The following is a 24,471-nucleotide window of genomic DNA, read 5'->3' on the forward strand; positions in this document are numbered from 1 at the left end:
ATGCACGGACAGATGGATTGCTTCGTCGCTTCACTTACGTCGGCTTGCCGCGTCCGTTCTTCTCCGCGGCGCGGCGCAGCGCGTCGGCGAGCGCGCCGCCGGACTGCTCCTGCGGCCGGCGCGGCGCCGATGACGTCATCGAACCGCGCGAGAAATCCCGCGACCCACCGGAGTTCTCCTTCTTCGGCCCGACCTCGTCGTCGAGCCGAAGCGTCAGCGCGATGCGCTTGCGCGCGACCTCGACGTCCAAAACCTTGACCTTGACGATATCGCCGGGCTTCACCACCTCGCGCGGGTCCTTGATGAAGGTCTTTGACATCGCCGAAATGTGCACCAATCCATCCTGGTGCACGCCGATGTCGACGAAGGCGCCGAACGCGGCGACGTTGGTCACGGTGCCTTCGAGGATCATGCCCTTCTTGAGGTCCTTGACCTCCTCGACGCCTTCCTTGAACACCGCGGCCTTGAACGCCGGGCGCGGGTCGCGGCCGGGCTTTTCCAGTTCGCGCAGAATGTCGGTGACGGTGGGCAGGCCGAACGTGTCGTCGACGAAGGCCTGCGGCTTGAGCCCGCGCACCACGTCGGCATTGCCGATCAGTGCCTTGATGTCGCTCTTGGTCGCCTCGAGGATGCGCCGCACCACCGGATAGGCTTCCGGATGCACGCCGGAGGAATCCAAGGGATCGTCGCCGTTGCTGATGCGGAGGAAGCCGGCGCATTGCTCGAACGCCTTCGGCCCGAGCCGCGGCACGTCCTTCAGCGCCTTGCGCGACTTGAACGGGCCGTTGGCGTCGCGGTGCTGCACGATGCTCTGCGCCAGCCCCTGCCCGATGCCCGACACCCGGGCCAGCAGCGGCACCGAGGCGGTGTTGGCATCGACGCCGACCGCGTTGACGCAGTCTTCCACCACGGCATCGAGCGACTTCGCAAGTTTTGCTTCGCCGAGATCGTGCTGGTACTGGCCGACGCCGATCGCCTTCGGATCGATCTTGACCAGCTCGGCCAGCGGATCCTGCAGCCGGCGCGCGATCGAGACCGCACCGCGCATGGTGACGTCGAGCTCGGGCAGTTCGCTGGAGGCGAAGGCCGAGGCCGAATAGACCGACGCGCCGGCCTCCGAGACCACGATCTTGGTGATCTTGCGATCGGCGAGCCGTTGCACCAGCTCGGTCGCGAGCTTGTCGGTCTCGCGCGAGGCGGTGCCGTTACCGATCGCGATCAGCTCGACGCCATGCTCGATCGCGAGCTTACCGAGGATGGCGAGCGCCTCGTCCCAGCGCCGCTGCGGTTCGTGCGGGAAGATCGCGGTGGTCGCCAGCACCTTGCCGGTGGCGTCGACCACGGCGACCTTGACGCCGGTGCGGTAACCGGGATCGAGCCCCATCGTGGCGCGCGCGCCGGCCGGGGCGGCGAGCAGGAGGTCGCGCAGATTGGAGGCGAACACCCGCACCGCTTCGGTCTCGGCCGCGGTCCACAGCCGCATCCGCAGATCGATGTTGAGATGGATCTGGATTTTGGTGCGCCAGGCCCAGCGCACCGTCTCGGCCAGCCATTTGTCGCCCTTGCGGCCCTGGTTGGAGATTCCGACGCGGTGCATGATCCTCAATTCGTACGTGCTCGGCACGCCGGCCGCCGGCTCCTGCGCCTCCGGCTTGATCGCGAGGTCGAGGATCTCCTCCTTCTCGCCGCGGAACAGCGCCAGGATGCGGTGCGACGGCAGTTTTGGCAGCGCGCCGCTGTACTCGAAATAGTCCTTGAACTTTTCGCCCTCAGTCTTCTTGCCCTTGCGGACGGTGGAGACCATGACGCCGTTGCTCCACATCTCCTCGCGCAGCGCGCCGATCAGATCGGCATCCTCGGCGAAGCGCTCGACCAGGATGGCGCGCGCGCCGTCGAGCGCAGCCGCGACATCGGCGACCTGCTTCTCGGCATCGACGAACGGTGCAGCGGCCTCGGTCGGATCGTTCTCGGGCTTGGCCATCAGCAAGTCGGCGAGCGGCTCGAGCCCGGCCTCCTTGGCGATCTCGGCCTTGGTGCGGCGCTTCGGCTTGTACGGCAGATAGATGTCTTCCAGACGGCCCTTGCTGTCGGCGGCCATGATCTGGGCTTCGAGGGCCGCATCGAGCTTGCCCTGCTCGCGGATCGAATTGAGCACCGCGGCGCGGCGCTCCTCGAGCTCGCGCAAGTATGTGAGGCGCTCTTCCAGCGTGCGCAGCTGCGCGTCATCGAGCGCGCCGGTGAGCTCCTTGCGGTAGCGCGCGATGAACGGCACCGTGGCGCCGCCGTCGAGCAGCGTCACCGCCGCCTCGACCTGCTCGTCGCGAACCCCCAGCTCCTGCGCAATCTGTCGATGAATCTTTGCCACGCTCGTCTCTCTGACTTCGTTGCACCGCCGGATTAGCACTGCGGACTTGCACTGCTGATTTGCGGCGGCGCGGACGCCGCTTATGGACCATCCCGGATTGATTCATCAAGGCGCGCTGTGGATCAAATTTGGCGCCGGCCTACGATCTATTTCCGGGATGTTGGCCGCCCGCGGCTTGACAAATAGACGCGCGCCGCATTGCCGCCGAAAATCGCATCCCTTGCATCACTTGACAAATCAGCCAGCAACGTCTCGCTTGCCGACAACCATTGCGCATAGCCGCCGGCGAGATTGACCACCGGCCAGTCGCTGCCCCACAGCAGCCGCTGCGGCCCGAAGCACGCCAGCACGTGATCGACGGCCTCGCGCAGATCTGCAACCTGCCAGCCGGGTGCGGCCTCCGTCGCCAGGCCCGACAGCTTGCAGACGATGTTGGCGCGCGCGGCGAGTGTCGCGACATCGTCCTTCCAGGCCGCGATGTCGCCCGAGGCGAGTTGCGGCTTGCCGAAATGATCGAGCACAAATTGCAGGTCGGGATGGCGATCGACCAATTCGACCAGCCGCGGCAGATGGCGCGGCAGCACCAGCGCATCGAACACCAGGTCGTACTGCGCCATCGCTTCCAGCGGCGCGGTCAGTTCCTCGCGCAGCAGCCAGTCGTCATCGGCGATGTCCTGCACCATCGGGCGCAGGCCGACCAGCAAATCGCGTTCCGCGATCGCATCGACCCGCGCCGCGGCATCGTCGGCGTCGAAGTCGATCCAGCCGACCACGCCGCGCACCAACTCACTGCCTTTGGCGACGTCGAGCAGGAACCCGGTCTCCGCCTCGGTCGGCGCGGCCTGCACCAGGATCGTGCCCGCGATCCCGGCGGCGGCCAGATGCGGCGTCAGGTCGGGCAGGCCGAAATCGCGATAGATCGGCGCGAGGTTTTCGGTCAGCCAGCCGTAATCGGCGCGCGACAGCCGCCAGACATGGTGATGGGCATCGATCCGCATCATGCCGGCACCGGCGCGTTGACGTCGAGCAGCCGCTCGGCCTTGAGGTCGCGCCACAACGCTGACGGAACCGGCGTCGACAGCGCGACGACGTTGCGCTCGACTTCCTCAGGCGCCTGCGCGCCGAGCACGAGGCTTGCGACCGCCGGATGGCCCAGCGCGAAATGCAGGGCGGCGGTCGGCAGCGCCACGCCATGCGCGCGGCAGACCCGCTCGATCGCGGCGACCTTCTGCATCATGTCGAGCGGCGCGTCCTTGTAATTGTACTTGGCGCCGCTGACCGCGCCGGTGGCGAGGATGCCGGAGTTGAACACGCCACCGAGCATGACGCCGATGCCCTGCGCCTCTGCCAGCGGCAGGAACTCGGCGAGCGCCGGCTGTTCCAGCAGCGAATAACGGCCCGCGAGCAGCATGGTGTCGAAGGTGCCGGCCTTGGCGAAACGCACGCACATCTCGGCCTCGTTGACGCCGATGCCGATGCCCTTGACGACACGCTCGCTCCGCAATTTGTCGAGGGCGACATAGGCGCCCTCCATGGCCTCGCGAAACCGTGCCTCGATCGCGTCACGGCCGTGGGTCCAGACGTCGACATCGTGGATCAGCAGCAGGTCGATGCGGTCGGTGCCGAGCCGCAGCAGCGACTGCTCGACCGAGCGCATGGTTCCGTCATAGGAATAATCGACCACCGCGCGATGCGGCTGGCCGCCGACGAAATTGGAGCCGTCACCGCGGTCGTGGAACGGATCCATCCAGCGCCCGACCTTGGTGCACAGGATGACGCTGTCGCGCGCCACCCGCCGCAGCGCGGTGCCGCAGCGATGCTCGGCGAGGCCATGGCCATAGAGCGGCGAGGAGTCCAGCAAATTGACGCCGAGCGCAAACGCCCGCTCCGCCGCTGCGATCGCCTTGGCATCGTCGAGCCGCGCAAAGAGATCGCCGAGCGGCGCGGTGCCGAAGCCGAGGATCGAAACTTCGAGCCCGGTGCGGCCGAGCCTGCGGCGCGGCAGGGCGGAAGCGGCGATCGGATTGGAGGATTGTTGTTGGTTCATCGCGGCGGCTCCCTGCAATCTTCTTGATTGCGGGGAGACTAGCCTTGCAGCCTCGTCAAACACAAGCCGACGCACGTGGTGGTCGGCTGGAAAAACTGCGTGCGGCCCCAGACGGCCAATCGAGAGTTCCGCTGCCGCCATCCGGCTCGGCGTTACGATGCAACAATCTTCCCGTCGGCGACGATCTGCTGCGCGACGTTGTCGACCACCACGGGACTTTCGAAATAGGTCACCGTCGGCTCGGTGCCGTACTTCTCCCGAACGAATGCGCGCCAGGCATCCGTGTACAGGGCTTCCGCCTCCGGCCTTGAGTTCCAGAGATAAACGCCGCCGACCGTCGACCCGTCCTCCGACAGCACATAGGTCTTCCGCAGCAGGCCCTGAATTCCGCGATAGGTCGGCGCGGTGCTCATGAAGATGTCGCGCGCCTCCTCGCGCGTGATCGGCTTAGGCAAGATGAACGTCGTGAGTGCGGTAATCATGCGAACCTCCTGAAACACCATTCTTGACATCAATGTCAATATTGACCACAATGTCAAGAATGGATCGATGAGGTGAGCCGAATGGTGGGCGTGCGTCAGTTCGACGAGGACGAGGTGATCGCGACCGCGCTCGACGTGTTCTGGCGCAAGGGCCTGCACGATGCGACCATGCAGGATCTTGCGGCCGCGACCGGCGTGCAGCGCGGCAGCCTCTACAACGCCTATGGCGACAAGGAAGCGATTTTTCTGCGCGCCTTCGACCAGTATGCCGAGCAGTTTTTGGAAGCCGCCGGTAACGCGCTCGGCCAGGGCGATGCCGCGGCCGGGCTGAAAAGCTTCTTCGAGATGATCATCGTCAACATGACCGACGGCGCGCCGCCGCGCGGCTGCCTGACCACCCGCACCGCGCTCGACGCGACGATTTCGAGCGCGGAGGTGCGCCAGCGCGTCAGGGACGTGCTGGCCGGGCTGGAAGCGCTCGTCGCCAAAACCATCAGCGCCACGCCGGGCCGGCGCAGCAACGCCGACGCCAATCGGCTGGCGCGCGTCATCGTCACCTTCACGCGCGGCCTCGCGGTGATGGAGCGCGCCGGCTACAGCCGCAAGCAGTTGAAGGAGACGGCCGCGACCTTCATCGACGCGGTGGTTGGCGAGGGCTGAGAATCAGCGATTGCATGCAGCCGTCATTGCGAGGAGCGACAGCGACGAAGCAATCCATCCTTCAGCGCGGGCGGTGACAATGGATTGCTTCGCTTCGCTCGCAATGACGGGGATAGATTTTGCGCAACCCGTGCCCCAAATATCTGACGATCAAATCACGCTGGAGATTACATCATGCCGGATCGGAACGGCGGCTGCCTGTGCGGCGCGGTGCGTTACGTGCTGAAGAGCGAGCCGCGCTCGATCGCGATCTGTCACTGCACACACTGCCAGCGGCAAAGCGGCAGCCTGTTCTCCTTCAACCTCGTGATCCGCGAGGCCGACTACGAGCAGTCCGGCGAAACGTCGGTGTTCGTCGATACCGGCGACAGCGGCCATCCGGTGCTCCGTCATTTCTGCGGGCGATGCGGCTCGCCGATCCTGGCGATATCAGCACTGATGCCGGGAAAGGTCGTGGTGAAGGCCGGCACACTCGACAACCTGGAGGGGCTACAGCCGCAAGCCGAGATCTATACCGATCGAGCGGCGGAATGGCTTGCCCCGGTGCCGGGCGCCGCGCGCTTTGCGCAGAACGTGTGACCGCTGGCGGCAGAAGCTGCTGCCGCGACGCCAGTCAGGGAGGACCGGCGTCGCGGCGTGCGATCACTGACCGGCAGCCGGCAGTTCGGCGTAGTTGCCGTCCTTGTCGCGGCGGTACACGACATAGTCGATCAGGGTGATGTCACCCTTCGGCGTGTAGCTGATGTTGCCGAGCACGGTGTCCCACTTGCCGGCCTTGATGGTCGCGGCGACCTTCTTGGCGTCGGTGCTCTGGGCGCGGGCGGCCGCCTGGCTCCAGATCTGGAACGCGGCGTAGCTGTAGAGCGTATAGCCGTCGGGATCGATGCCCTTGTCCTTGAACTTCTTCAAGGTCGCGGCCGCGCTCGGCTTCTTGCGCGGATCGGGCGAGAAGGTGAACAGCGAGCCCTCGGCAAGCGGCCCCGCGATCGCCGCGAACTGCTTGTCGACCAGCGCGTCGCCGCCCATCAGCACGGCATTGACGCCCTGCTCGCGCATCTGGCGCAGGATCAGCGCCGCCTCGGCGTAGTAGCCGCCGACATAGACGAAATCGATATTCTCCTTCTTGAAGCGGGACACCAGCGCGGCAAAGTCCTTGTCGCCCTTGGTGTAGGCTTCGTAGAGCTTTTCCTTCACGCCGGCGGCGTTGATGGCGTTCTTCGTCTCGTCGGCAAGGCCCTTGCCGTAGGTGGTCTTGTCGTGGATGATCGCGACATTCTTGGTCTTGTAGTTCTTGATGATGTAGGCCGCCGCGACCATGCCCTGCTGGTCGTCGCGGCCGCAGACGCGGAACGTGTTCCACAGGCCGCGCTCGGTGTAGAGCGGGTTGGTCGAGCCCGGGGTGATCTGCAGCACGTTGCCCTCGGCGTAGGAGTCGGAGGCCGGGATCGAGGTCGACGAGCAGAAATGTCCGTCGACGAACGGGATCTTCATGCTGGCCATCTTCTCGGCCACCGACACCGCCTGTTTGGGATCGCAGGCATCGTCGCCGATTTCCAGTTTCAGCTTCTTGCCGAGCACGCCGCCGGCCGCGTTGATGTCGGCGACGGCCAGTTCAGCACCGTTCTTGAACTGCTGGCCGAAGCTTGCTTCCGAACCGGTCATCGGACCGACCACGGCAACGCTGATATCCTGGGCCATGGCGGCGCCGGACAGCGCCAGGCTGGCGCCGAGCGCAAGACAATATCCTCGAAGTGCGAACTTCATCCTATTCTCCTCGATGGTCTTAAGTCGTCTCAATGCATCGCACCAACGAATCTCGCCGAATGCGACGATCACCGGGGGCTGCCTTTTAGGCGGGTGCTGGCTGGCAGGCTCGGACTGAGACGACGGGGGATTGGACATATGCGACATTGCGCAACAATGTGAAACACGTTGTCGTGCATTGCCGTCGGGAAACGCGGAACAGCGGGCGACTTGGATGTGCTCTAAGATCACACTGCAGCTATTTCCAATTCCGATGGCATCGGAACGGAGTTTTAGACACTTGTCATGACGCGTTGTCTTCACGCGAACCGGTATCCGCTTCGCGCGAAACGCTCGTGCAATGTGCTGCCCGTCACAGCCCGGTCATCACGTCGTGATTGCGAGGCGAGACGCGAATCGCCGCGCCGCGCCAGCGATGCGCGAGTGACCGATCCGCGCCACACCGCAGCGCATCCGCCGATGCGGAGAATTATAATTGACCGACCGGACGGTTAATAGTAATTCGGTCGCAGGGGTATGCGAGCTTTGTCCCCGGTCAGCAGAAACCGAACACGGGAGGAAAACCATGGTCAGCGACTTGGTGTTGACCGATGTCCGCGACGGATATCGCGTCCTGACGCTCAACCGGCCCGACCGCCTGAACGCCTTCAGCGGCGAGATGCACGCCGCATTGATGGCGGCGCTGACCGCGGCGGAGAGCGACAAGTCCTGCCGCGCCGTGCTGTTGACGGGGGCCGGACGCGGGTTCTGCGCCGGCCAGGACCTTTCCGACGGCGTGTTCACACCGGGCGAAACGCCCGATCTCTCGTTACAGATCGAAAAGTATTACAATCCGCTGGTGCGCAAGCTGCGCAGCCTGCCGCTGCCGGTGCTGTGCGCGGTCAACGGCGTCGCCGCGGGCGCCGGCGCCAATGTCGCCTTTGCCTGCGACATCGTGATCGCCGCGCGCTCGGCCAAGTTCATCCAGGCCTTTGCCAAGATCGGCCTGGTCCCGGACTCCGGCGGCACCTGGTTTCTGCCGCGACTGGTCGGCGGCGCGCGGGCCCGGGCGCTGGCCATGCTCGCCGAGCCGGTCTCGGCGGAACGCGCGGAAGCCTGGGGCATGATCTGGAAGGTGGTGGAGGATGCCGAGCTGATGACCGAAGCCCACGCCCTCGCCGCCTATCTCGCGGCGCAGCCGACCGATGGCCTCGCCTTGATCAAGCAGGCGCTGGATGCCTCCGAGACCAACACGCTCGACGCGCAGCTCGAGCTCGAGCGCGACTATCAGGGCCGCGCCGGCCGGACATCCGACTACGCCGAGGGCGTCACCGCCTTTCTCGATAAGCGCGCGCCGCGGTTCATCGGACGCGCCTGAGCCGTCAGGTTGAACGTTCTCACGGCAAGACTAGACTCACTCATCGATCAGGGATTCACGGATTCAACACAATGGCACAGCCTCAATCCAGCAACGTGTTGCAACTCGACAGTTTTGTTCGCGGCAAGTGGACCGGCCCTGGCGAACCGGCGACGGAGATCCACAGCGCCGTGACCGGCGATGTGGTCGCGCTCGCAACCCGGAGCGATCTCGACATGCGCGAGATCCTCAGCTATGGCCGCGCGGTCGGCGGCAAGAACCTGCGCAAGCTGACGTTCCACCAGCGCGCCGGACTGCTGAAGGCGCTGGCCGACCATCTGAGCCAGCACAAGGACCGGCTTTACCAGCTGTCGCTCTACGCCGGCTGCACCCGGACCGATGCGATGATCGATGTCGACGGCGGCATCGGCACGCTGTTCTCCTATGCCGGCAAGGGCCGCCGCGAGCTGCCGAACACAAGATTCCTGCTCGACGGCGCCGTCGAAGGGCTCTCGAAGGGCGGCGCGTTCGCCGGCCAGCATGTCGTGACCTCGCTGCACGGCGTCGCGGTGCACATCAACGCGTTCAACTTCCCGTGCTGGGGCATGCTGGAGAAGCTGGCCCCCGCGCTGCTCGCCGGCGTTCCCGTCGTCACCAAGCCTGCGACCGTCACGTCCTATGTGGCGCACGAGGTGGTCCGGATGATCAGCGAGTCCAAGGTGCTGCCCGAAGGCGCGCTGCAATTCATCGTCGGATCGACCGGCGATTTGTTCGACCACCTCACCTGCCAGGATGTCGTCTCCTTCACCGGCTCGGCCGACACGTCGCAAAAGCTGCAGCGTCATCCGGTGATCGCGCGCGAAGCCGTCAGGTTCATCGCGGAACGGGATTCGCTCAACGCGGCGATCCTCGCGCCGGATGCGGTGCCGGGAACCCCGGAGTTCGACCTCTTCATCAAGGAGGTGGCGAAGGAGATGACGGTGAAGGCGGGGCAGAAATGCACCGCGATCCGCCGCGCGCTGGCGCCGGCGGCGCAGATCGACGCCGTGATCACCGCGCTGCGCGACCGCCTCGCCAAGGTCACGCTCGGCAATCCGGACAACGATAAGGTCAGGATGGGACCGCTGGTGGGCCTGAGCCAACGCAGCGACGTGCTGGCCCACGTGGCGAAGCTGCGGACCGAGGCCGAACTGGTGACTGGCGATCCCGAGAAGTTTGCGCTGCTCGACGCCGACGCCAAGCGCGGCGCCTTCGTGCCGCCGCTGCTGTTGCATTGCGCGAAGCCCACGGCTGCAACTGCGGTGCACGAGATCGAGGCGTTCGGACCCGTCAGCACCGTGATGGGCTACGACGATCTCGACCAGGCCGTTGCGCTGACCAACCGCGGCGGCGGCAGCCTGGTCGCCTCGATCTATACGCATGACATTGCGGCGGCGACTGAGCTCGCGTTCGAGATCGGCAGTTTCCATGGCCGCGTCGCCATCATCGACCGCGACTGCGCCACCGAGCATACCGGCCACGGTTCGCCGATGCCGCAGATGGTGCATGGCGGGCCGGGCCGCGCCGGCGGCGGCGAGGAGCTCGGCGGCGTGCGCAGCCTGCAGCATTACATGCAGCGCACCGCGCTGCAGGGCTCGCCGCGCATGCTGTCCGGCGTCACCGGCCGCTGGTTCAAGGGCAGCCCCGTGCTCGACGGCGCGCTGCACCCGTTCCGCTATCACTACGACGATCTCGAGATCGGCCGCACCCTGGTCTCGAAATCGCGGCAGATCACGCTCGAGGACATCGAGCACTTCGCGCACTTCACCGGCGACACCTTCTACGCCCACATGGACGAGGAAGCGACCAAGGGACACCCGTTCTTCCCCGGCCGCGTCGCCCATGGCTATCTGCTGCTGTCATTCGCGGCCGGCCTGTTCGTCGATCCCGACTACGGTCCGGTGCTGGCGAATTACGGCCTCGACTCGTTGCGCTTCATCAAGCCGGTGCAGCCGGGCGAATCCATCCAGGTGCGCCTGACCGCCAAGGAGAAGACGCCGCGCAACAAGCAATACGGCGAAGTGCGCTGGGACGTCGAGATCACCACCGGCACCGGCGAGACCGCGGCGACCTACGAGCTGCTGACCATGAACGCGATGCGGACGTAGAGCGGGGTAGGATTAAGTCAAACAGCGACCGCAGCGGCGCTGCGCCCCCTCTCCCCGTTCTTACGGGGAGAGGGTTGGGGTGAGGGGCTGCCTCCGCGTGTATACGACTAGCTGCGCTTGCGGAGACTCCCCCTCACCCGGAACGCATCTAACGATGCGTTCCGACCTCTCCCCGCAGGCGGGGCGAGGTAAGCGGAGTCCGTTGCTCGGCGTTTGCTACAGCAGCTCGGCCTGCCGGCTCCGGCTGGCCGACTTGCTCTTGCCGCGCGGCCGGGCCGCCGCCGTCACCGCCTCGTCGGCACCGGCCAGCACCAGGCGCACGACGAAGTCGGCATAGTCGGCGCGGGTCAGCGGTCCGCCCTCGCGGAACCACATGTAATGCCAGTTCAGCATGCCGAAGACGCTCATCGTCAGCGGCTTGAGCACGCGCTTCTGCTTCGCCGCCGGCACCGCTGCGGCCAGCGCATCCGACATGATCTCGACCAGGACCCGCTCGCTGGCGAGCAGCGGCTCCTGCTTGTCCTTCGGCAACAGCTTGAGGCTTGCGATCTGGACTTGATGCTCGGCATCGGCATGCCGGTAGAGCTCGAGCAGCGTGCCGATGATGGTTCGCAAACGCTGCACCGGCTCGCCGGGTGCCGCGTTCGCCTGCTCGACCGCCGCAACCAACTCCTGCAGATGGGACGATAGGATATCGAAGAGGATCGACTCCTTGTCCGGATGGTAATGGTAGAGCAACGCCTTCGAGACTCCGCACGCGTCCGCGATCGTGTTCATCGACGTGCCGACATATCCCGATGCCGCAAACAGCTCGGCCGAGCGATGCAGGATAGAGAGAGCCTTGTCGTCGTAGTCCTTGGCGCGCGTTCGGGCCATGTCTCGTCCGTTCCACCAACCGGCCGTTCGGCCATCCGCTTGAGACCAATCAATAAAGGCAAATGCCAAAAACAAACAGCCCGGCAGCTTACCGGGCCGTTATTTATTGACCATCCGGTCGGATAATTCCACGCCGGATACGGAATAGCGCCTCTGTTGCTCCGTCACGGCTCAAGGGCGGTTTTGTCGATGCTGTTATTGGGCCCGTAGCGGCGATCGTGAACAATCTGACCGGGCAGTACTCGATGTGCACCATTTCAAACAGATTGCCGAGCGGCTGTCCGCACCAGCCATGAATTTGTCCGTTTGAGCAGATCGAGCAGGCCGGCGCGGCGACGTTGGACAGCGCTTTACAATCGGGCCATAGTAACTCGCTATCCTGGTCATCGACCAAGTGGAGCGAGCCATGGACGGACAGACCCCGGGTAACGAGATCCAACCCACGTCCGAGGCGCCTCCCGCACCAAGAGACCATACGCGCACGCCGGCCATCATCGTCGGGATCGTCGCGCTGGCCGTCGCTGCGCTTTCCATCTTCTATCTGCTGCGACCCGAACCGCTGCTGGTTCAGGGCGAGGTCGATGCGACGCGGCTTGATATCGCCGCGCGCGTCGACGGACGGGTCAAGGAAATTCCTGTCGAGCGCGGTCAGAACGTCGCTGCGAACGCCATGCTGGTCCGGATCGACAATCCGGAAACGCTGGCCAAGATCGAGCAGATGAAGGCGGCAAAGGCCGTCGCCGAGGCCCAGCTTGCCAATGTGCTGGTCGGAACGCGGGTGGAAACCGTAGCGGCGCGCAAGGCGGAGATGGAGCGCGCGCAGGCCGCGGTGGAACTGGCGCAGAAGACGTTTGACCGCGTGCACACGTTGACCGAGCAGGGCAACGCGCCGCAGGCCCGGCTCGACCAGGTGACCGACGCGCTGCACGAGGCCGAGCGCGGACTCGATCAGACCAAGTCGGCCTATGAACAGGCGGTCAACGGCTACACCAAGGAAGAACGGGCGATCGCCAAGGCCAATGTCGAGAAGGCCGAAGCGGACATCCAGAGTGTTCAATCGGTCATCGATCAGCTCGCGGTCTACGCCCCGGTCGCCTCGCAGATTTATCAGCGCAATGTGGAGCCGGGTGAATATGTGTCGCCGGGCGTTCCGCTGGTGACCCTGATCAATCTCGCCGATCTCTGGATCCACTTCGATCTGCGCGAGGATCTGGTGAAGGGCCTGAAGGTCGGCGACAAGTTCGACGTCCGGATTCCGGCGCTCGATGATCGCCGCGTCACCGTCGAGGTCAAGCTGATCGCGACCAAGGGCGAATATGCCAGCTGGCGGGCGACCCGCGCCACCGGCGATTTCGACCTGCGGACATTCTCGATCCGCGCCTATCCGGTGCAGCCGATACCCGAGCTGCGGCCGGGCATGAGCGCCTATCTCGACTGGCGGACGCGGCAATGAGGCTAGGATCGAAGCCGGGATTCTGGCGGGTCGCACTGCGCGAAAGCCGCTGGCTGCTGCACGATCGCGTGGCGCTGCTCTTGATCTTCGGCGTGCCGCTGTTTGCCTTCGTGGTGCTCACCACGGTGTTCAGCCACCCGGTGATCCGGGGGCTCGGCGTCACGGTGGTCGACGAAGACAAGTCTGACACCTCGCGCGCGCTGGTGGAATACATCGCGGCCTCGCCGAGCCTGAACATCGTCGACCGCTCCGGCACGCTGTCCACGGCGGTGCAGGACATCCGGTCCGGCAAGGCGATTTCGGCGGTCTATATCCCGCCGAATTTCGAGCGCGACGTCAACGCGCAACGCCGCCCGCAGGTGGTCGGGTTCTACAACCAGCAATTCCTGACGGCGGCCGGCATTGCGTCCTCAGGCTTGAACGATGCGCTGTCCGCGGCGGCGCGTGTCGCCGCGCCTGCTGCGACCGCGGCGCCTGCGCTAACGGCCACGGGAACGCTGACCGCGGAGACCATCGCGCTGGTCAACCCGCAAAAGAACTACGCGCAGTTCCTGCTGCGTGCGCTGCTGCCGACCATCATCCATGTCGTGATCACGCTCGCAGCCGGCTATTCGGTCGGCTCCGAGTTCCACCGGCGCAATGCCCGGGAGTGGCTGAAAAGCGCCGGCGGCGATCCGCTGGTCGCACTGGCCGGCAAGCTCGCCCCGCTGTTCGTCATCTTCGTCCTGGTCATGCTGGCCGAGCCGCTGGTGCTGGAGGGCGTACTGCAAATCTCCTTCAAGGGCGATCTGCTGCTGATGGTCGCCGCCGCCTCGCTCTTGATCATCGCCTATATGTCGATGAGCGCGCTGCTGCAGCTTCTGGTTGGCGACCTCGCGACCGGGCTCGGACTTGCCGGCCTGATCGCCTCGCCGGCATTCGGCTATGCCGGCGTCGGCTTTCCCACCATCGCCATGAACGGCTTCGCGCAAGTCTGGAGCGCGATCCTGCCGCTGCGCTGGTACATGGCCGTGCTGCTCGGGCAGGCGGCGCGCGGATTGCCGGTCGCAGAATCCGCCGTTCCGTTCGCGGCACTTGCCGCACTCGCGATCATCTTCGCCGGCCTCGCCTGGTGGCGCATGGCGAGCCTCAAGCGCAGGGGCTGGTTCGAGGCGGCGCGGCCCGCCGAACCGGCCGAGAGCGAGCGGCCGGCGCACGGCATCGGCGGCGCCTTCATGGCGGAGTGGCGGCGTGCGCTCGGAACGCGGAGCGCCTTCACCCTACTGTTCCTGGCTCCGCTGATCTACGGCATCTATTATCCGCAGCCCTATCTGAACCAGATCCTGCGCAAACTTCCGATCGCGGTGGTCGACAACGATCTGAGCGACCTCTCCCGGCAGATCGTCGAGACGCTCGATGCCAGCGGCACATTGAGCGTGACGGTGCGCGCCCGCACGCTGGCCGAAGCGCACGCCGCCATCGATCGCGGCAAGGCCTTTGCCGCCGTGGACATCCCGCCGGGCACCGAGCGCGACGTGCTCAAGGGCATCACCGCGCACATTCCGGTCTACGCGGATGGCACCTACCTCTTCATCTTCCGATCGATCGCCAGCGGGATCGCCACCGCGATCGGGTCGCTGACCTCCGATCTGGCGGCACGGGGCGCGCGCTCGGACGGCAGCATCGTCAAGGCGAAGCTGGCGAGCATCAGCCCGGCCAGCGTTCTGCTGCAGCCGGTCTTCAACCCGGTCGGCGGCTATGCGAGCTACATCGTGCCCGCCGCGTTCATCCTGATCCTGCAGCAGACGCTGCTGATCGGCGCGGCGATGCTGACCGGCACCGCGCTGGCGGCCGGCGGCGGAGCGTTTAGCGGCGTGCTCGGCCGCGGCGTCGCGCATTTGACGATCTACTTGCCGGCGCTCGCGCTTTATCTCATCGTGCTGCCGCGCATCTACGGCTTCTCGACGCTCGGCCACCTGCCGCAGATCTTCGCGCTGGCGAGCATCTTCCTGCTGGCGACGAGCTTTCTCGGGCAGGCAATCGGCGCCTGGTTCACACGTCCGGAAAACGCGACCATTTTGCTGCTGGCGACCAGCCTGCCGCAGTTCTTCACCGCCGGCTTTGCCTGGCCGCGCGAGGCGATTCCCGATGCGGCCACCGCGTTGGGACGGCTATTCCCCGCCGACGCCGCGATCGATGGCCTGGTGCGCATCAACCAGCTCGGCGCCAGCATCTGGGAGGTCGCGCATGACTGGCTCGGCCTGTGGTGCCTGGCGCTGGCCTATTTCGCGCTCGCCGTGATCTCGGCGTTTGCGGTCAAGAGAGGACGGGCACATGCATAGGGGCAACCGCGTCGCGATCGTTGCGCTGCTGCTGGCGCTCGCCGCCGGCGCCGTGATCTATTCGGTCAATCGCTCCGGAGCGCCGTCGGCGATCGTCGGCGTCGTCCGCTCGACCGAGGTCAGGGTCGAGCCGGAAGTGAACGGCCAACTCGTCTCGATTGCGGTGACGAAGGGCAGCCGCGTGCAGGCCGGCGAGGTGCTGGCAAAACTTTCGGCAGTGGAGTTGACGGCGCAGCTCGACCAGGCGCGCGCGGCGCTGGCCTCGGCGGTTGCGAACCGCAACAACGTCTATGCCGGCGTCCGCCGCGAGCAGGTCGAGTCGCTGAAAGCGGCGATCGCCAAGGCAACCTCCCGCCTCACCTTTGTGGAGGTCCAACTCACCCGGGCGAGCACGCTGGCACAGCAGAGCTTTGGCACCCAGCAGGCGCTCGACGAGGCCGAGAACGATGTCGCGGGCGCCCGCGCCGACGTGGCCAAGGCCCAGGCGAACTACGACGCCGCGGTCGCGGGTCCGACCAAGGAAGAACGGGCGATCGCCGACACCCAGGTGCAGGCCGCAGCGGCGGCCGTCACCGTGCTCGAGCGCCGGCTGGACAAAATGATCCTGCGCGCGCCGGCCGACGGCTTCGTCAGCGTCGTCGCCGCCGAGGTCGGCGAGAACGTTCGCGCCGGACAACCGATCCTGATGGTCGAGGCGGCCGGCAAGCAATGGCTGTCCTTCAATGCGCGCGAGGATCATCTCGGCGGCCTCACGATCGGAAAGGCGGTCGACGTGACGCGCAACGGTGCGTCCGGCGCGGCCCGGGCCGTCGTCACCGAGCTGCGGCCGATCGGCGTCTTCGCCACCTGGCAGGCCGAGCGGGTGATCGGCGATCACGACCGCAACACGCTGCGCCTGCGGCTCGACCCGCAGGGCGACGCAGCAAGCCTCGAGCCGGGCATGACGGTCTGGATCCCGCGCTGACGGCACGCGGCGGCGACGCGGCGCGCGGGACCTCTCAACGTCGTACGACGTATCCCGCGGCGTCGCGGTCCCAGGTGTCGGCGGTGCGCCCGGCCTCGCGCAGTGCGACCTTGCGGATCTTGCCGTTCTCGGTGAGCGGCATCTCGCTGACGATGCGGACAAAGCGCGGAATCGCGAAGTAGGCCATCTGCCCCTCGCAATGTTTGACCACGTCGATCGCCTCGAGCGCATGACCGGCCTTGAGCTGGACGGCTGCCGCCACTTCGTCCTCGCCAAGCTCGGACGGCAGCGGATAGATCGCGCAGGCGGCGATCGCCGGATGTTTCAGCAGCACCTGCTCCACCTCCCAGGACGAGACGTTCTCGCCGCGGCGGCGGATCGAATCCTTCATCCGGTCGATGAAGCGGTAGTGACCGTCGGCATCGCGCACCACGCGGTCGCCGCTGTGAAACCAGAGATTTCGCCAGGCCTCGACCGTCTTGTCGGGCATGCCGAAATAGCCCGTCGCAAATGCAAACGGCTCGCGCGCACGCAGCAGCAATTCGCCAGCGGTGCCATCGGGCAGCACGGCATCGTCGGGATCGACGATGCAGGCATCGACGCCGTCGACGAGACGGCCCATGGTGCCGGGGCGATCCGAGGGCACAGAACTTGCGAACACGAAATTGGTTTCGGTCGAGCCGTAGCCGTCGAGCAGCGGCACGCCGAAGCGCGCAAGAAACGGTTCGTGAAACTGGCCGGGCACGCCGCCACCGAGCGCGACGCGGAGGCGATGGGCGGTGTCGTCGGCGGATGACGGCTGCGCCAGCAGCATCACGGCCATCGCGCCCAGGAGATAGCCGACCGTCGCCTGATGCCGCCGCGCCGCGGCCCAGAAGCCGGACGCCGAGAATTTTGGTTCGAGCACATAGCTGCAGCCGTTGAGCAATGCCTGATAGAACGCGTTCAGCGCATTGGTGTGAAACAGCGGCAGCGTCGTGAACAGCACGTCGCCTCGACGATACCAAGCGCGCGCGCCGAATAGACGCCCCACCAGAACATCTGCGCCTGCGGGCAGCAGACGCCCTTGGAAGGTCCGGTCGTGCCGGAGGTATAAAGGATCGCAACCGTATCGCCGGGCCTCACCGGTGCAGGTTGTACTCCTTCGCCCAGTGCAGGCAGTGGCGCGATCGATCCCGGCACGGATGGCGCATCAGTGCCCTCGCCGATCCTCCAGATCAGATCCGGCGGCGCGACCTCGCGCTCCAGCGTCGTGATCGCCGCCATGAACGGCGCCTCGATCACCAGCAGCTTTGGCGTCGAATTGCGCAGGATGTGGCTGAGCTGGATGCCGCGCAGCGCGGTGTTGATCGGAACACAGATGGCGCCCATCCAGGCGCAGCCGAGATACACTTCCAGAAATTCCGGCCGGTTCGAGCACATCAGCGCGACGCGGTCGCCAGTGCGAATGCCGCTCCGCATCAGCCGCGCGGCCGACGCCGCGGCAATCCCGGCGGTCTCGGCATAGCTCCATCGCGTTTCGCCGCAGATAAGGAGCGTGCGATCGCCGTATCGCGCAGCCTGCCGCGTCAGGATGGTGGAGAGAATCCGGTCGGCCGGCGGGAACCGCTCGGCCGCCTGCGGCCAGACCGGCTGCCCCGCCGCGCTGCTGTCGCCTGCCTGCATGCGCACCTCCGCCGCTTGCGCCGCGCCGATATGCCGAGATCGCCACTGGCCAGCAAAATAGTTTAGGCTTAAAGTATCAACCAAAGCCGCGGCCACGGCAAGGGCTGCGTACAGGGCCGTCGCCGCAAGCGCGGCCGGAGGCATCAACAGGAGCACTGCCCGCAATGCGCCGCGACATCCCCTATCGATCGCCCTCCGACGCCTTCATGGCCACCGCCGCTCGGCGCCCCGACGCGCCGTTCCTGCTGGCGCCCGCGGCGGCGGGACTGGCTTACGCGCCCGATGGCTTCAATTTCGCCTATGGCGCATTCAAGGCCGAGGTCGACCGGCTGCGCGCGGACTATGCGGCCGCAGGCTACGGACATGGCGCGCGCGTTGCGCTGCTGTTGGAAAATCGCCCGGTGTTCTTCCTGCACTGGCTCGCGCTCAATGCGCTCGGGGTTTCGATCGTTCCGATCAATCCCGACGTTCGCCCCGACGAGCTCTCGTTCCAGCTCGAGTTGTCGGAGGCCGACCTGCTGGTGGCGACGCCGGATCGCATCCATGTCACCAAGGATGCGGCGCTCGGACGTGCCCGCCTGATCGACACCGACGGCCGCATTCCGTCCTGCACGAGCAACGTCACGCGGCAGCAGCCGGAGTTCAACGATGAATGCGCGCTCCTGTTCACCTCGGGCAGCACCGGCAAGCCGAAGGGCTGCATGCTCTCGAACCGCTATTTCCTGCAGGTCGCCGACTGGTATCTCGCGCAGGGCGGCGCGGCCGAATTGCAGCCGGACCGCGAGGTCAATCTGACGCCGCTGCCGATGTTCCACATGAATGCGCTCGGCTGCAGCGCGGTCGGGATGATGCTGCTCGGCGGCGCCGTCGTGCCGCTCGACCGCTTTCACGCCAACCGCTGGTGGCAGTGCGTGGCCGAGAGCGGCGCGACCGTCGTGCATTGTCTCGGCGTCATCCCGGCGATCCTGCTGCAGCTCCCGGTGACCGAGGTCGAGCGGCAGCATCGCGTGCGCTTTGCTTTTGCGCCTGGCGTCGACGTCCGCCACCGCGCCACGTTTGAAGAGCGCTACCGCATCCCGATCGTCGAGGCCTGGGCGATGACCGAGACCGGCGGCGCCGCGGCCACCACCACTGCGCGCGAGCCGGCCGGCTTTGGCGCGCGCTGCGTCGGCCGGCCGTCCGACGGCATGGACTATCGCCTGGTCGACGATCAGGGTGCCGACGTCGCACTCGGCAAGCCCGGCGAGCTATTGGTCCGCGCCAAGGGCGATGCGCCGCGCGCCGGCTTCTTCAGCGGCTACCTGAAGGACGAGGCAGCGACCGAAGCCGCCTGGCAAGGCGGCTGGTTCCACACCGGCGACCTCGTGTTCGCCGACGAAGACGGGCTGATGTATTTCTTCGACCGCAAGAAGACCATCGTGCGGCGCAGCGGCGAGAACATCGGCGTGCTCGAGGTCGAAAGCGCGCTCTACATGGATACGCGCATCAGCAGCTGCGCGGTGACCCCGGTTCCGGACGATATCCGCGGCGAGGAGGTGTTTGTCTTCATCGTGCCGAATGCGAAGGTCGACGACGCCGACGCACTCGCGAGCTCGATCGTCAAAACCTGCGCCGAGCGGCTCGCCTACCACAAAGTGCCCGGCTATATCGCATTCGCCAGCGAACTGCCGTTATCATCGACGCGCAAGCTCGCCCGCGGCGAGATCAAGACGCTCGCAGCCGCGGCAGTCGCCGCGGGCCGCGCGATCGACCTGCGCCCGCTCAAGGCCAAGCTGCGCCACGGCTGAGCCGCTTTCGCTTCACCTCTCCCCGCCTGCGGGGAGAGGTCGGATCACATCGAAGATGTGATCCGGGTGAGGGGGAGCCTCCGCGAACACCGCTATTGCCGTATATGCGGAAGCGGCCCCTCACCCCAACCCTCTCCCCGTAAGAACGGGGCGAGGGAGCGCACCGCCTGCATGGCCGCCGTTCAACTACTGCAGCAGCTTGTACTTGCCGTTCTCGATCTGCACCAAAATCCGCGCGCGCGCGTCGACGCCGTGGCGGTCGGCGGGCGTGTAGCTGTAGATGCCGTGCGTACCGACCACCTCCTTGGTGGTGAACAGCGCCTCGCGCAGTGCGGTGCGGAACGCCGGCGTGCCCGGCGCGGCGCCGGTCGCCTTGGCGCGCCTGGCGGCGTCCATGAACACCAGCCAGCCGTCGAACGCATAGGGCGAGAACGCATCGGCCGGCGGCTCGCCATTGGCCTTTTCATAGGCGGCGCGGAACGCCAGCGCGACCTTGCGGATCGGATTGCTTTCGGGAAGCTGCTCGGCCGCGGTCACCGGTCCGGTCGGGCAGATGATGCCCTCCGCCGACTTGCCGGCGAGCCGCAGGAAGTCGGCGCTGATCATGCCGTGATTGCCGTAGAGCGGGCCCTTGTAGCCACGCTCGGCGAGAGCGATCACCGGCAGCGCGCCGGGCGTTCCGGTGCCGCCGAGCATGATCGCATCGGGCCGCGCCGACATGGCGCGCAGCACCTGCGCGGTGACCGAGCTGTCGGACCGTGCATAGCGCTCGTTCGCGGTCACCTTGATGCCGGCCTTGTCAGCGCTGTCCGCCAGCGAATTGTACATCAGGTCGCCGAACGCATCGGAGAAGCCGATGAAGGCCACGGTCTTCACGCCGCGGCTCTTCATGTGATCGACGATGCCCTGCACCAAGAGCGGCGTCGGCTGCGGCGTCTGCACCACCCATGGTCCGCCCTCGCCGGCCGGCACCGGCGCGATCGGCGAGATCGCCACCATCGGCACTTTCATCTCGACCGCGACGGTGGCCATCGCCAGCGTCTGCGGCGCGCCCGACGTGCCGATCAGGAAATCGACCTTCTCCTGCTCCACCAGCTTGCGCGCATTGCGCGTCGACGCGGCCGGATCCGAGCCGTCATCGAGCTGGATGACGCGGACCTTCTCGCCGTCGACCTCGCCGACATAGGCCTGGCCGGCCGCGAGCCCCTTGGCGTTGGGCACGCCGATCGAGGACACCGGCCCGCTCAGCCCGGTGACGAAGCCGACGAGGATGTCCGCGCGTGCCGGAGCCATGACGCCAAGCAGCAACGCGGCGCCGATCAACAAAGTCTTCTTGTTCATGATTTCACTCGGTGTGGACGATAAGGACTTAGGACCCCGCCACCAGCGCCAGCACGCGCAGCGGACTGCCCGAGCCGTTCTGGATCTTCAGCGGTGCGGCAACAATCACCGCGCCGGTCGGCGGCAGCTGATCGAGATTGCACATGCATTGCAGGCCGTAGCGGCCGCCGCCGTGCAGGAAATGATGCGCCGGATAGGGCGGATCGAGATGGCCGGCCTGGCCGGCATCGGTGCCGATGGTTTCGGTGCCGAAGCCGATGACGTCGCGTTCCTCGACCAGCCAGCGCATCACCGCGGCATCGGGCCCGGGCGTGTGCGCGCCGTCGTCCTTGAGGTTGGCGTAGTCGCGCCAGCCCTTCTTCGACCAGTCGGTGCGCAGCAGCACCCAATGCCGCGGCGGAATCTTGCCGTGGCGCTTCTCCCAGGCCTCGACGACGGGGATCGACAGCAGGAAGTCCGGATCCTTCGCCGCCTCGGCCGAGCAATCGATCACGCAGGCCGGCGCGATCATGTCGCGGACCGGCAGCGTGTCGACCGAATTGTTCGGCAGATCCTTGCCGGTGAACCAGTGGATCGGCGCGTCGAAATGCGTGCCAGTGTGCTCGCCGAAGGTGAGATTGTTCCAGTACCAGGCTGGACCTGCGGCGTCGTATTGCGAAATCTTTTGGATGCGCACCGGCGCGGCCTGGCCGAATTCGGGCGGCAGCACGATGACGGGGAAATCGGGACTGAGCGTAAAAGTCAGGTCGACGACGCGCACCGCGCCCGAGGCGACGGCGCCGGCAAATTGCATCAGGCTGTTGCTGTCCATGGCGCTTCTCCCGTTTTGTTTCAGCACGCTCGCTTATGAACCAAGCTCGCGCTCGACCGCCTTGGGGTTGGCCGCGAGGCGCTGGCGGATTTCCTCGGCGACGTCGCCGACGAACACATCCTCGAGGCCGCGCTTCAGCGCCGATACGATCGCGTTCGCGACCGCGCGCGGCGCGACCTTCGGCGGCGGCACGGTCTGGAACCACTCGGTGTCGAGCGGGCCGGTGAAGACGTTGACCACCTTGACGCCGCCGGGCCGCAGCTCCGCGCGCAAACTGTGCGACAGCGACAGCGCGACGGCCTGCGAGGCCGAATAGGCGCCGAACGCCGGCCAGTTCGCCAGCGCATAAACCGACAGGATATTGACCCAGGCCGCGGCGCTGTTGACGCCGTCGGCGCCGCGCATCCGCATCGCCGGCCCGAACGCCTGCGCCAGATGCACGACGCCGAGATAGCTCTGGTCGATCTCGTCGCGCACCACGCTGGTGCCCTGGCGATCGAGCAACCCGCCGGCGCGGACGTGCTCAGTAGTGTTGATCAGGATATCAACCTTGCCGCCGATATCGGCCGCGAGATCCCTGACCGACTTCTCGTCGCCGATGTCGAGCGGCACGATCTCGACACCATCGAGCGCGCGCAGCGCCTCTTCGCCGCGGAACGGCTTCCACGGCTCGGCGACGCCGACGAACACGATCGATGCACCGGCCGCCTTCAGCGCAGTCACGACTTCCTGGCCGACGATGCTGCGCCCGTTCGTCACCAGAACGCGGCGGAATTTCGGATCGGCGGTCATTTCACGCCACTGCCTGTCGTCCGTCATGTTGGGGGTCTCACGTTCGGGGTGCGCGAAGGCCACCGCCTGCCCGCTCTTGTCGAGCTGAAACGACATCACGACCAGCTTGCCTTCTTCGCAATCGGCATGCAGGTGCGTCACCAGCGTCGGCCCGCAATCCATCGCAACCAGGCCGACGCGCCATGGCGCGCGCTCGCGGAAATGCACGTCGGCCGGCACGTGCAGCGTGGTCTCGCTGAGCAGCGTGCCGCGCGGCGGCGCATCGACAAAGGCGAGATCGCAGGACAAGCAGGCGGGGCACGCGTCGCGCGCCGGATAGCAGAACGCCGCGCAGGCGCCGCAGCGCTGCAGCATGAAGCGGCCCTCGGCGGCGGCGCGGGTGAAGCCGTGCGCGGTGCGGCTGCGCGATCGCGGCGGCGAGGTCGGCAGCCGCGTCCTTGCGAGCGGATTTTTCCGGCGCGGTTTCGCGATCGGGTCGATCATGCGCCTGGCCCCGCGAGAATCGCCGCGCCCGAGGCGAGGCCGCGATCATAATTGATCATGCCGAAGCCCGACGCCAGGCCGATGCGCGCATCCTTGACTTGGGTCGGCCCGGCGATGCCAAGCACCTGGCGCATCGCCTCGACCACGCCGAGATAGGCGCCGCCGGCGCCGGCCTGCCCGACCGACAATTGGCCGCCGGAGGTGTTGTGCGGGAACGTGCCATCGATCGTCAAATCGTGCTGCCGCACGAAATCCGGCCCCTCGCCCTTGCGGCAGAAGCCGAGGTCCTCGAACTGCATCATCGAGATCACGGGATAATCGTCATAGGTCTCGACGAAATCGAGATCGTCGGGCTTCACATCGGCCATCGCGTAGAGCTCGTCGACGTCCATCGCCCAGCCGCCGCGGACCTGGACCGGATCATCGCCGAACGCGTTGTGGCGCTCGATGGTGGCGAGGATTTTTGCCGCCGGCAGATTGAGCGACGCGGCGTCGTCCTCGCCCATCACCAGAAAGGCCTCAGCGCCGGCGCAGGGCATCACGCAGTCGAACAAATGGATCGGGTCGGCAATCGGCCGCGCCGCCATGTATTGCTCGATGGTCAGCGGCGTCTTCATCAGGGCGTTGGGATTGCGCAGCGCGTTGGCGCGCTGGGCGACGGCGATCTTGCCGAAATCCTCGCGCCGCGCGCCGAACGTTTTCATGTAATTGCGCGCGATCAGCGCAAAGCTGGCATTGGCGCCGCCGGCGCCATAGGGATAGACGGCGTCCTGGTTGAACCGCGAGAAGTTCTCCAGCGTGGTGCGGAAGGAATCGACGTGGTTGGTGTCGCCGGCGACGCAAGCCACGATCCGCGCATCCCCCGCCTGCACCGCCCGCGCCGCGCGCCGCAGCGCCGCGATCGCACTGGCCCCGCCAAGCGGAATGGTGTCGATCCAGCGCACGCAGAGACCGAAATGCTGGGTCAGCCCGATGCCGCTGTCGAGGCCAGCCGTAAAACTCGACACGCAGAACCCGTCGATATCGCGCGGCGTGATCCCGGCGCCGTCGACCAGCGCTTTCAGCGCACGCCCGATCCACCATTGCGCGCTCTCGATCGAGTAGCGCACATAGGGGATCGTCACCGGAACTGCCATCACGACCCGGTCATAAGGTGTGCGGATGGAGTTTTGCATCT

Annotated in this window: 20 protein-coding genes; 8 read left to right on the forward strand and 12 right to left on the reverse strand. The window is 66.4% G+C overall.

The genetic code is table 11. The features are described 5' to 3' along the window. Positions 1 to 34: 34 nt before the first annotated feature. From XH93_RS33020 to XH93_RS33035, 4 genes are all read right to left on the reverse strand, one after another. The gene (locus XH93_RS33020) at positions 35 to 2,365 is read right to left on the reverse strand and encodes a Tex family protein (RefSeq protein WP_194470664.1); all 2,331 of its coding nucleotides are present in this window, start codon (positions 2,363 to 2,365) and stop codon (positions 35 to 37) included. Positions 2,366 to 2,511: 146 nt separating this feature from the next. Then, the gene (locus XH93_RS33025; protein ID WP_194470665.1) at positions 2,512 to 3,366 is read right to left on the reverse strand and encodes an amidohydrolase; all 855 of its coding nucleotides are present in this window, start codon (positions 3,364 to 3,366) and stop codon (positions 2,512 to 2,514) included. Continuing rightward, entirely contained in the window at positions 3,363 to 4,412 is a 1,050-nt protein-coding gene (locus XH93_RS33030; RefSeq protein ID WP_194470666.1) for an aldo/keto reductase, read from the reverse strand. The genes XH93_RS33025 and XH93_RS33030 overlap by 4 nt, the downstream gene beginning before the upstream one ends. 152 nt (positions 4,413 to 4,564) lie before the next feature. Continuing rightward, positions 4,565 to 4,894, reverse strand: a complete 330-nt coding sequence (locus XH93_RS33035) for a monooxygenase (RefSeq protein WP_194470667.1) — start codon at positions 4,892 to 4,894, stop codon at positions 4,565 to 4,567. 81 nt (positions 4,895 to 4,975) lie between these two features. Here XH93_RS33035 and XH93_RS33040 point away from each other — a divergent pair, with 81 nt between their 5' ends. Beyond that, positions 4,976 to 5,554 carry a TetR/AcrR family transcriptional regulator gene (locus XH93_RS33040; protein ID WP_194470668.1) on the forward strand — a complete coding sequence of 193 codons (579 nt, stop codon included), beginning with the start codon at positions 4,976 to 4,978 and terminating at the stop codon, positions 5,552 to 5,554. Between the two features lie 174 nt (positions 5,555 to 5,728). Next, positions 5,729 to 6,133: a GFA family protein gene (locus tag XH93_RS33045; protein WP_194470669.1), complete on the forward strand. Its 405-nt coding sequence runs from the start codon at positions 5,729 to 5,731 to the stop codon at positions 6,131 to 6,133. A gap of 63 nt (positions 6,134 to 6,196) precedes the next feature. On the opposite strand, the gene XH93_RS33050 is transcribed toward XH93_RS33045, so the two are convergent. After that, positions 6,197 to 7,318: a branched-chain amino acid ABC transporter substrate-binding protein gene (locus tag XH93_RS33050; protein WP_194470670.1), complete on the reverse strand. Its 1,122-nt coding sequence runs from the start codon at positions 7,316 to 7,318 to the stop codon at positions 6,197 to 6,199. 565 nt (positions 7,319 to 7,883) lie between these two features. Between XH93_RS33050 and paaG the strand changes: the two genes are divergently transcribed. Both paaG and paaZ read left to right on the forward strand, forming a co-directional pair. Further along, positions 7,884 to 8,675 (forward strand): 2-(1,2-epoxy-1,2-dihydrophenyl)acetyl-CoA isomerase PaaG, encoded by a 792-nt coding sequence (gene paaG, locus XH93_RS33055; protein ID WP_194470671.1) that lies wholly within the window; start codon positions 7,884 to 7,886, stop codon positions 8,673 to 8,675. A 98-nt stretch (positions 8,676 to 8,773) separates the two neighbouring features. Then, positions 8,774 to 10,801, forward strand: coding sequence for a phenylacetic acid degradation bifunctional protein PaaZ (gene paaZ / locus XH93_RS33060; RefSeq protein ID WP_194475415.1), 2,028 nt, complete (start codon positions 8,774 to 8,776; stop codon positions 10,799 to 10,801). 216 nt (positions 10,802 to 11,017) lie between these two features. Here paaZ and XH93_RS33065 read toward each other — a convergent pair whose 3' ends face one another. Beyond that, positions 11,018 to 11,677 carry a TetR/AcrR family transcriptional regulator gene (locus XH93_RS33065; RefSeq protein WP_194470672.1) on the reverse strand — a complete coding sequence of 220 codons (660 nt, stop codon included), beginning with the start codon at positions 11,675 to 11,677 and terminating at the stop codon, positions 11,018 to 11,020. Positions 11,678 to 12,083: 406 nt separating this feature from the next. Between XH93_RS33065 and XH93_RS33070 the strand changes: the two genes are divergently transcribed. Genes XH93_RS33070 through XH93_RS33080 form a run of 3 tightly spaced genes read left to right on the forward strand, consistent with a single transcriptional unit; the run spans position 12,084 to position 16,415 of the window. Beyond that, a complete protein-coding gene (locus tag XH93_RS33070; RefSeq protein WP_194470673.1) occupies positions 12,084 to 13,130 on the forward strand; it encodes an HlyD family secretion protein in 1,047 nt (348 codons plus the stop codon). Beyond that, positions 13,127 to 15,451, forward strand: a complete 2,325-nt coding sequence (locus XH93_RS33075; protein ID WP_194470674.1) for an ABC transporter permease — start codon at positions 13,127 to 13,129, stop codon at positions 15,449 to 15,451. The genes XH93_RS33070 and XH93_RS33075 overlap by 4 nt, the downstream gene beginning before the upstream one ends. Next, a complete protein-coding gene (locus XH93_RS33080; RefSeq protein WP_194470675.1) occupies positions 15,444 to 16,415 on the forward strand; it encodes an HlyD family secretion protein in 972 nt (323 codons plus the stop codon). The genes XH93_RS33075 and XH93_RS33080 overlap by 8 nt, the downstream gene beginning before the upstream one ends. A 34-nt stretch (positions 16,416 to 16,449) precedes the next feature. Here XH93_RS33080 and XH93_RS42815 read toward each other — a convergent pair whose 3' ends face one another. Together XH93_RS42815 and XH93_RS42820 are read right to left on the reverse strand one after the other, a co-directional pair. After that, the gene (locus tag XH93_RS42815) at positions 16,450 to 17,403 is read right to left on the reverse strand and encodes an AMP-binding protein (RefSeq protein WP_256436512.1); all 954 of its coding nucleotides are present in this window, start codon (positions 17,401 to 17,403) and stop codon (positions 16,450 to 16,452) included. Then, entirely contained in the window at positions 17,361 to 18,080 is a 720-nt protein-coding gene (locus XH93_RS42820) for an AMP-binding protein (RefSeq protein ID WP_256436514.1), read from the reverse strand. Before XH93_RS42820 ends, XH93_RS42815 begins: the two co-directional genes overlap by 43 nt. Positions 18,081 to 18,244: 164 nt before the next feature. Here XH93_RS42820 and XH93_RS33090 point away from each other — a divergent pair, with 164 nt between their 5' ends. Further along, positions 18,245 to 19,867: an AMP-binding protein gene (locus XH93_RS33090; protein WP_210340410.1), complete on the forward strand. Its 1,623-nt coding sequence runs from the start codon at positions 18,245 to 18,247 to the stop codon at positions 19,865 to 19,867. Positions 19,868 to 20,053: 186 nt separating this feature from the next. On the opposite strand, the gene XH93_RS33095 is transcribed toward XH93_RS33090, so the two are convergent. The 4 genes from XH93_RS33095 to XH93_RS33110 are packed head-to-tail and all read right to left on the reverse strand — an operon-like array spanning position 20,054 to position 24,469. Then, positions 20,054 to 21,208: an ABC transporter substrate-binding protein gene (locus tag XH93_RS33095; RefSeq protein ID WP_194470676.1), complete on the reverse strand. Its 1,155-nt coding sequence runs from the start codon at positions 21,206 to 21,208 to the stop codon at positions 20,054 to 20,056. A 28-nt stretch (positions 21,209 to 21,236) separates the two neighbouring features. Beyond that, positions 21,237 to 22,019 (reverse strand): cyclase family protein, encoded by a 783-nt coding sequence (locus XH93_RS33100; protein ID WP_194470677.1) that lies wholly within the window; start codon positions 22,017 to 22,019, stop codon positions 21,237 to 21,239. A 33-nt stretch (positions 22,020 to 22,052) separates the two neighbouring features. Continuing rightward, positions 22,053 to 23,294 (reverse strand): SDR family NAD(P)-dependent oxidoreductase, encoded by a 1,242-nt coding sequence (locus XH93_RS33105; protein WP_194470678.1) that lies wholly within the window; start codon positions 23,292 to 23,294, stop codon positions 22,053 to 22,055. Next, positions 23,291 to 24,469 (reverse strand): thiolase family protein, encoded by a 1,179-nt coding sequence (locus XH93_RS33110; RefSeq protein WP_194470679.1) that lies wholly within the window; start codon positions 24,467 to 24,469, stop codon positions 23,291 to 23,293. Before XH93_RS33110 ends, XH93_RS33105 begins: the two co-directional genes overlap by 4 nt. Positions 24,470 to 24,471: the final 2 nt, after the last annotated feature.

The organism is Bradyrhizobium sp. CCBAU 51753 (assembly GCF_015291565.1).
Lineage (GTDB): Bacteria > Pseudomonadota > Alphaproteobacteria > Rhizobiales > Xanthobacteraceae > Bradyrhizobium > Bradyrhizobium ivorense.

Excerpts from the sequence above, each read along its gene's own strand:
- XH93_RS33040 (WP_194470668.1), top strand. The coding sequence starts at position 4,976 with ATGGTGGGCGTGCGTCAGTTCGACGAGGACGAGGTGATCGCGACCGCG.
- XH93_RS33100 (WP_194470677.1), bottom strand. The coding sequence starts at position 22,019 with ATGGACAGCAACAGCCTGATGCAATTTGCCGGCGCCGTCGCCTCGGGC.
- XH93_RS33050 (WP_194470670.1), bottom strand. The coding sequence starts at position 7,318 with ATGAAGTTCGCACTTCGAGGATATTGTCTTGCGCTCGGCGCCAGCCTG.
- XH93_RS33105 (WP_194470678.1), bottom strand. The coding sequence starts at position 23,294 with ATGATCGACCCGATCGCGAAACCGCGCCGGAAAAATCCGCTCGCAAGG.
- XH93_RS33025 (WP_194470665.1), bottom strand. The coding sequence starts at position 3,366 with ATGATGCGGATCGATGCCCATCACCATGTCTGGCGGCTGTCGCGCGCC.
- XH93_RS33090 (WP_210340410.1), top strand. The coding sequence starts at position 18,245 with ATGCGCCGCGACATCCCCTATCGATCGCCCTCCGACGCCTTCATGGCC.
- XH93_RS33045 (WP_194470669.1), top strand. The coding sequence starts at position 5,729 with ATGCCGGATCGGAACGGCGGCTGCCTGTGCGGCGCGGTGCGTTACGTG.
- XH93_RS33070 (WP_194470673.1), top strand. The coding sequence starts at position 12,084 with ATGGACGGACAGACCCCGGGTAACGAGATCCAACCCACGTCCGAGGCG.
- paaG (WP_194470671.1), top strand. The coding sequence starts at position 7,884 with ATGGTCAGCGACTTGGTGTTGACCGATGTCCGCGACGGATATCGCGTC.
- XH93_RS33095 (WP_194470676.1), bottom strand. The coding sequence starts at position 21,208 with ATGAACAAGAAGACTTTGTTGATCGGCGCCGCGTTGCTGCTTGGCGTC.
- XH93_RS33030 (WP_194470666.1), bottom strand. The coding sequence starts at position 4,412 with ATGAACCAACAACAATCCTCCAATCCGATCGCCGCTTCCGCCCTGCCG.
- XH93_RS33110 (WP_194470679.1), bottom strand. The coding sequence starts at position 24,469 with ATGCAAAACTCCATCCGCACACCTTATGACCGGGTCGTGATGGCAGTT.
- XH93_RS33065 (WP_194470672.1), bottom strand. The coding sequence starts at position 11,677 with ATGGCCCGAACGCGCGCCAAGGACTACGACGACAAGGCTCTCTCTATC.
- XH93_RS33035 (WP_194470667.1), bottom strand. The coding sequence starts at position 4,894 with ATGATTACCGCACTCACGACGTTCATCTTGCCTAAGCCGATCACGCGC.
- XH93_RS42820 (WP_256436514.1), bottom strand. The coding sequence starts at position 18,080 with ATGCAGGCAGGCGACAGCAGCGCGGCGGGGCAGCCGGTCTGGCCGCAG.
- XH93_RS33075 (WP_194470674.1), top strand. The coding sequence starts at position 13,127 with ATGAGGCTAGGATCGAAGCCGGGATTCTGGCGGGTCGCACTGCGCGAA.
- XH93_RS33080 (WP_194470675.1), top strand. The coding sequence starts at position 15,444 with ATGCATAGGGGCAACCGCGTCGCGATCGTTGCGCTGCTGCTGGCGCTC.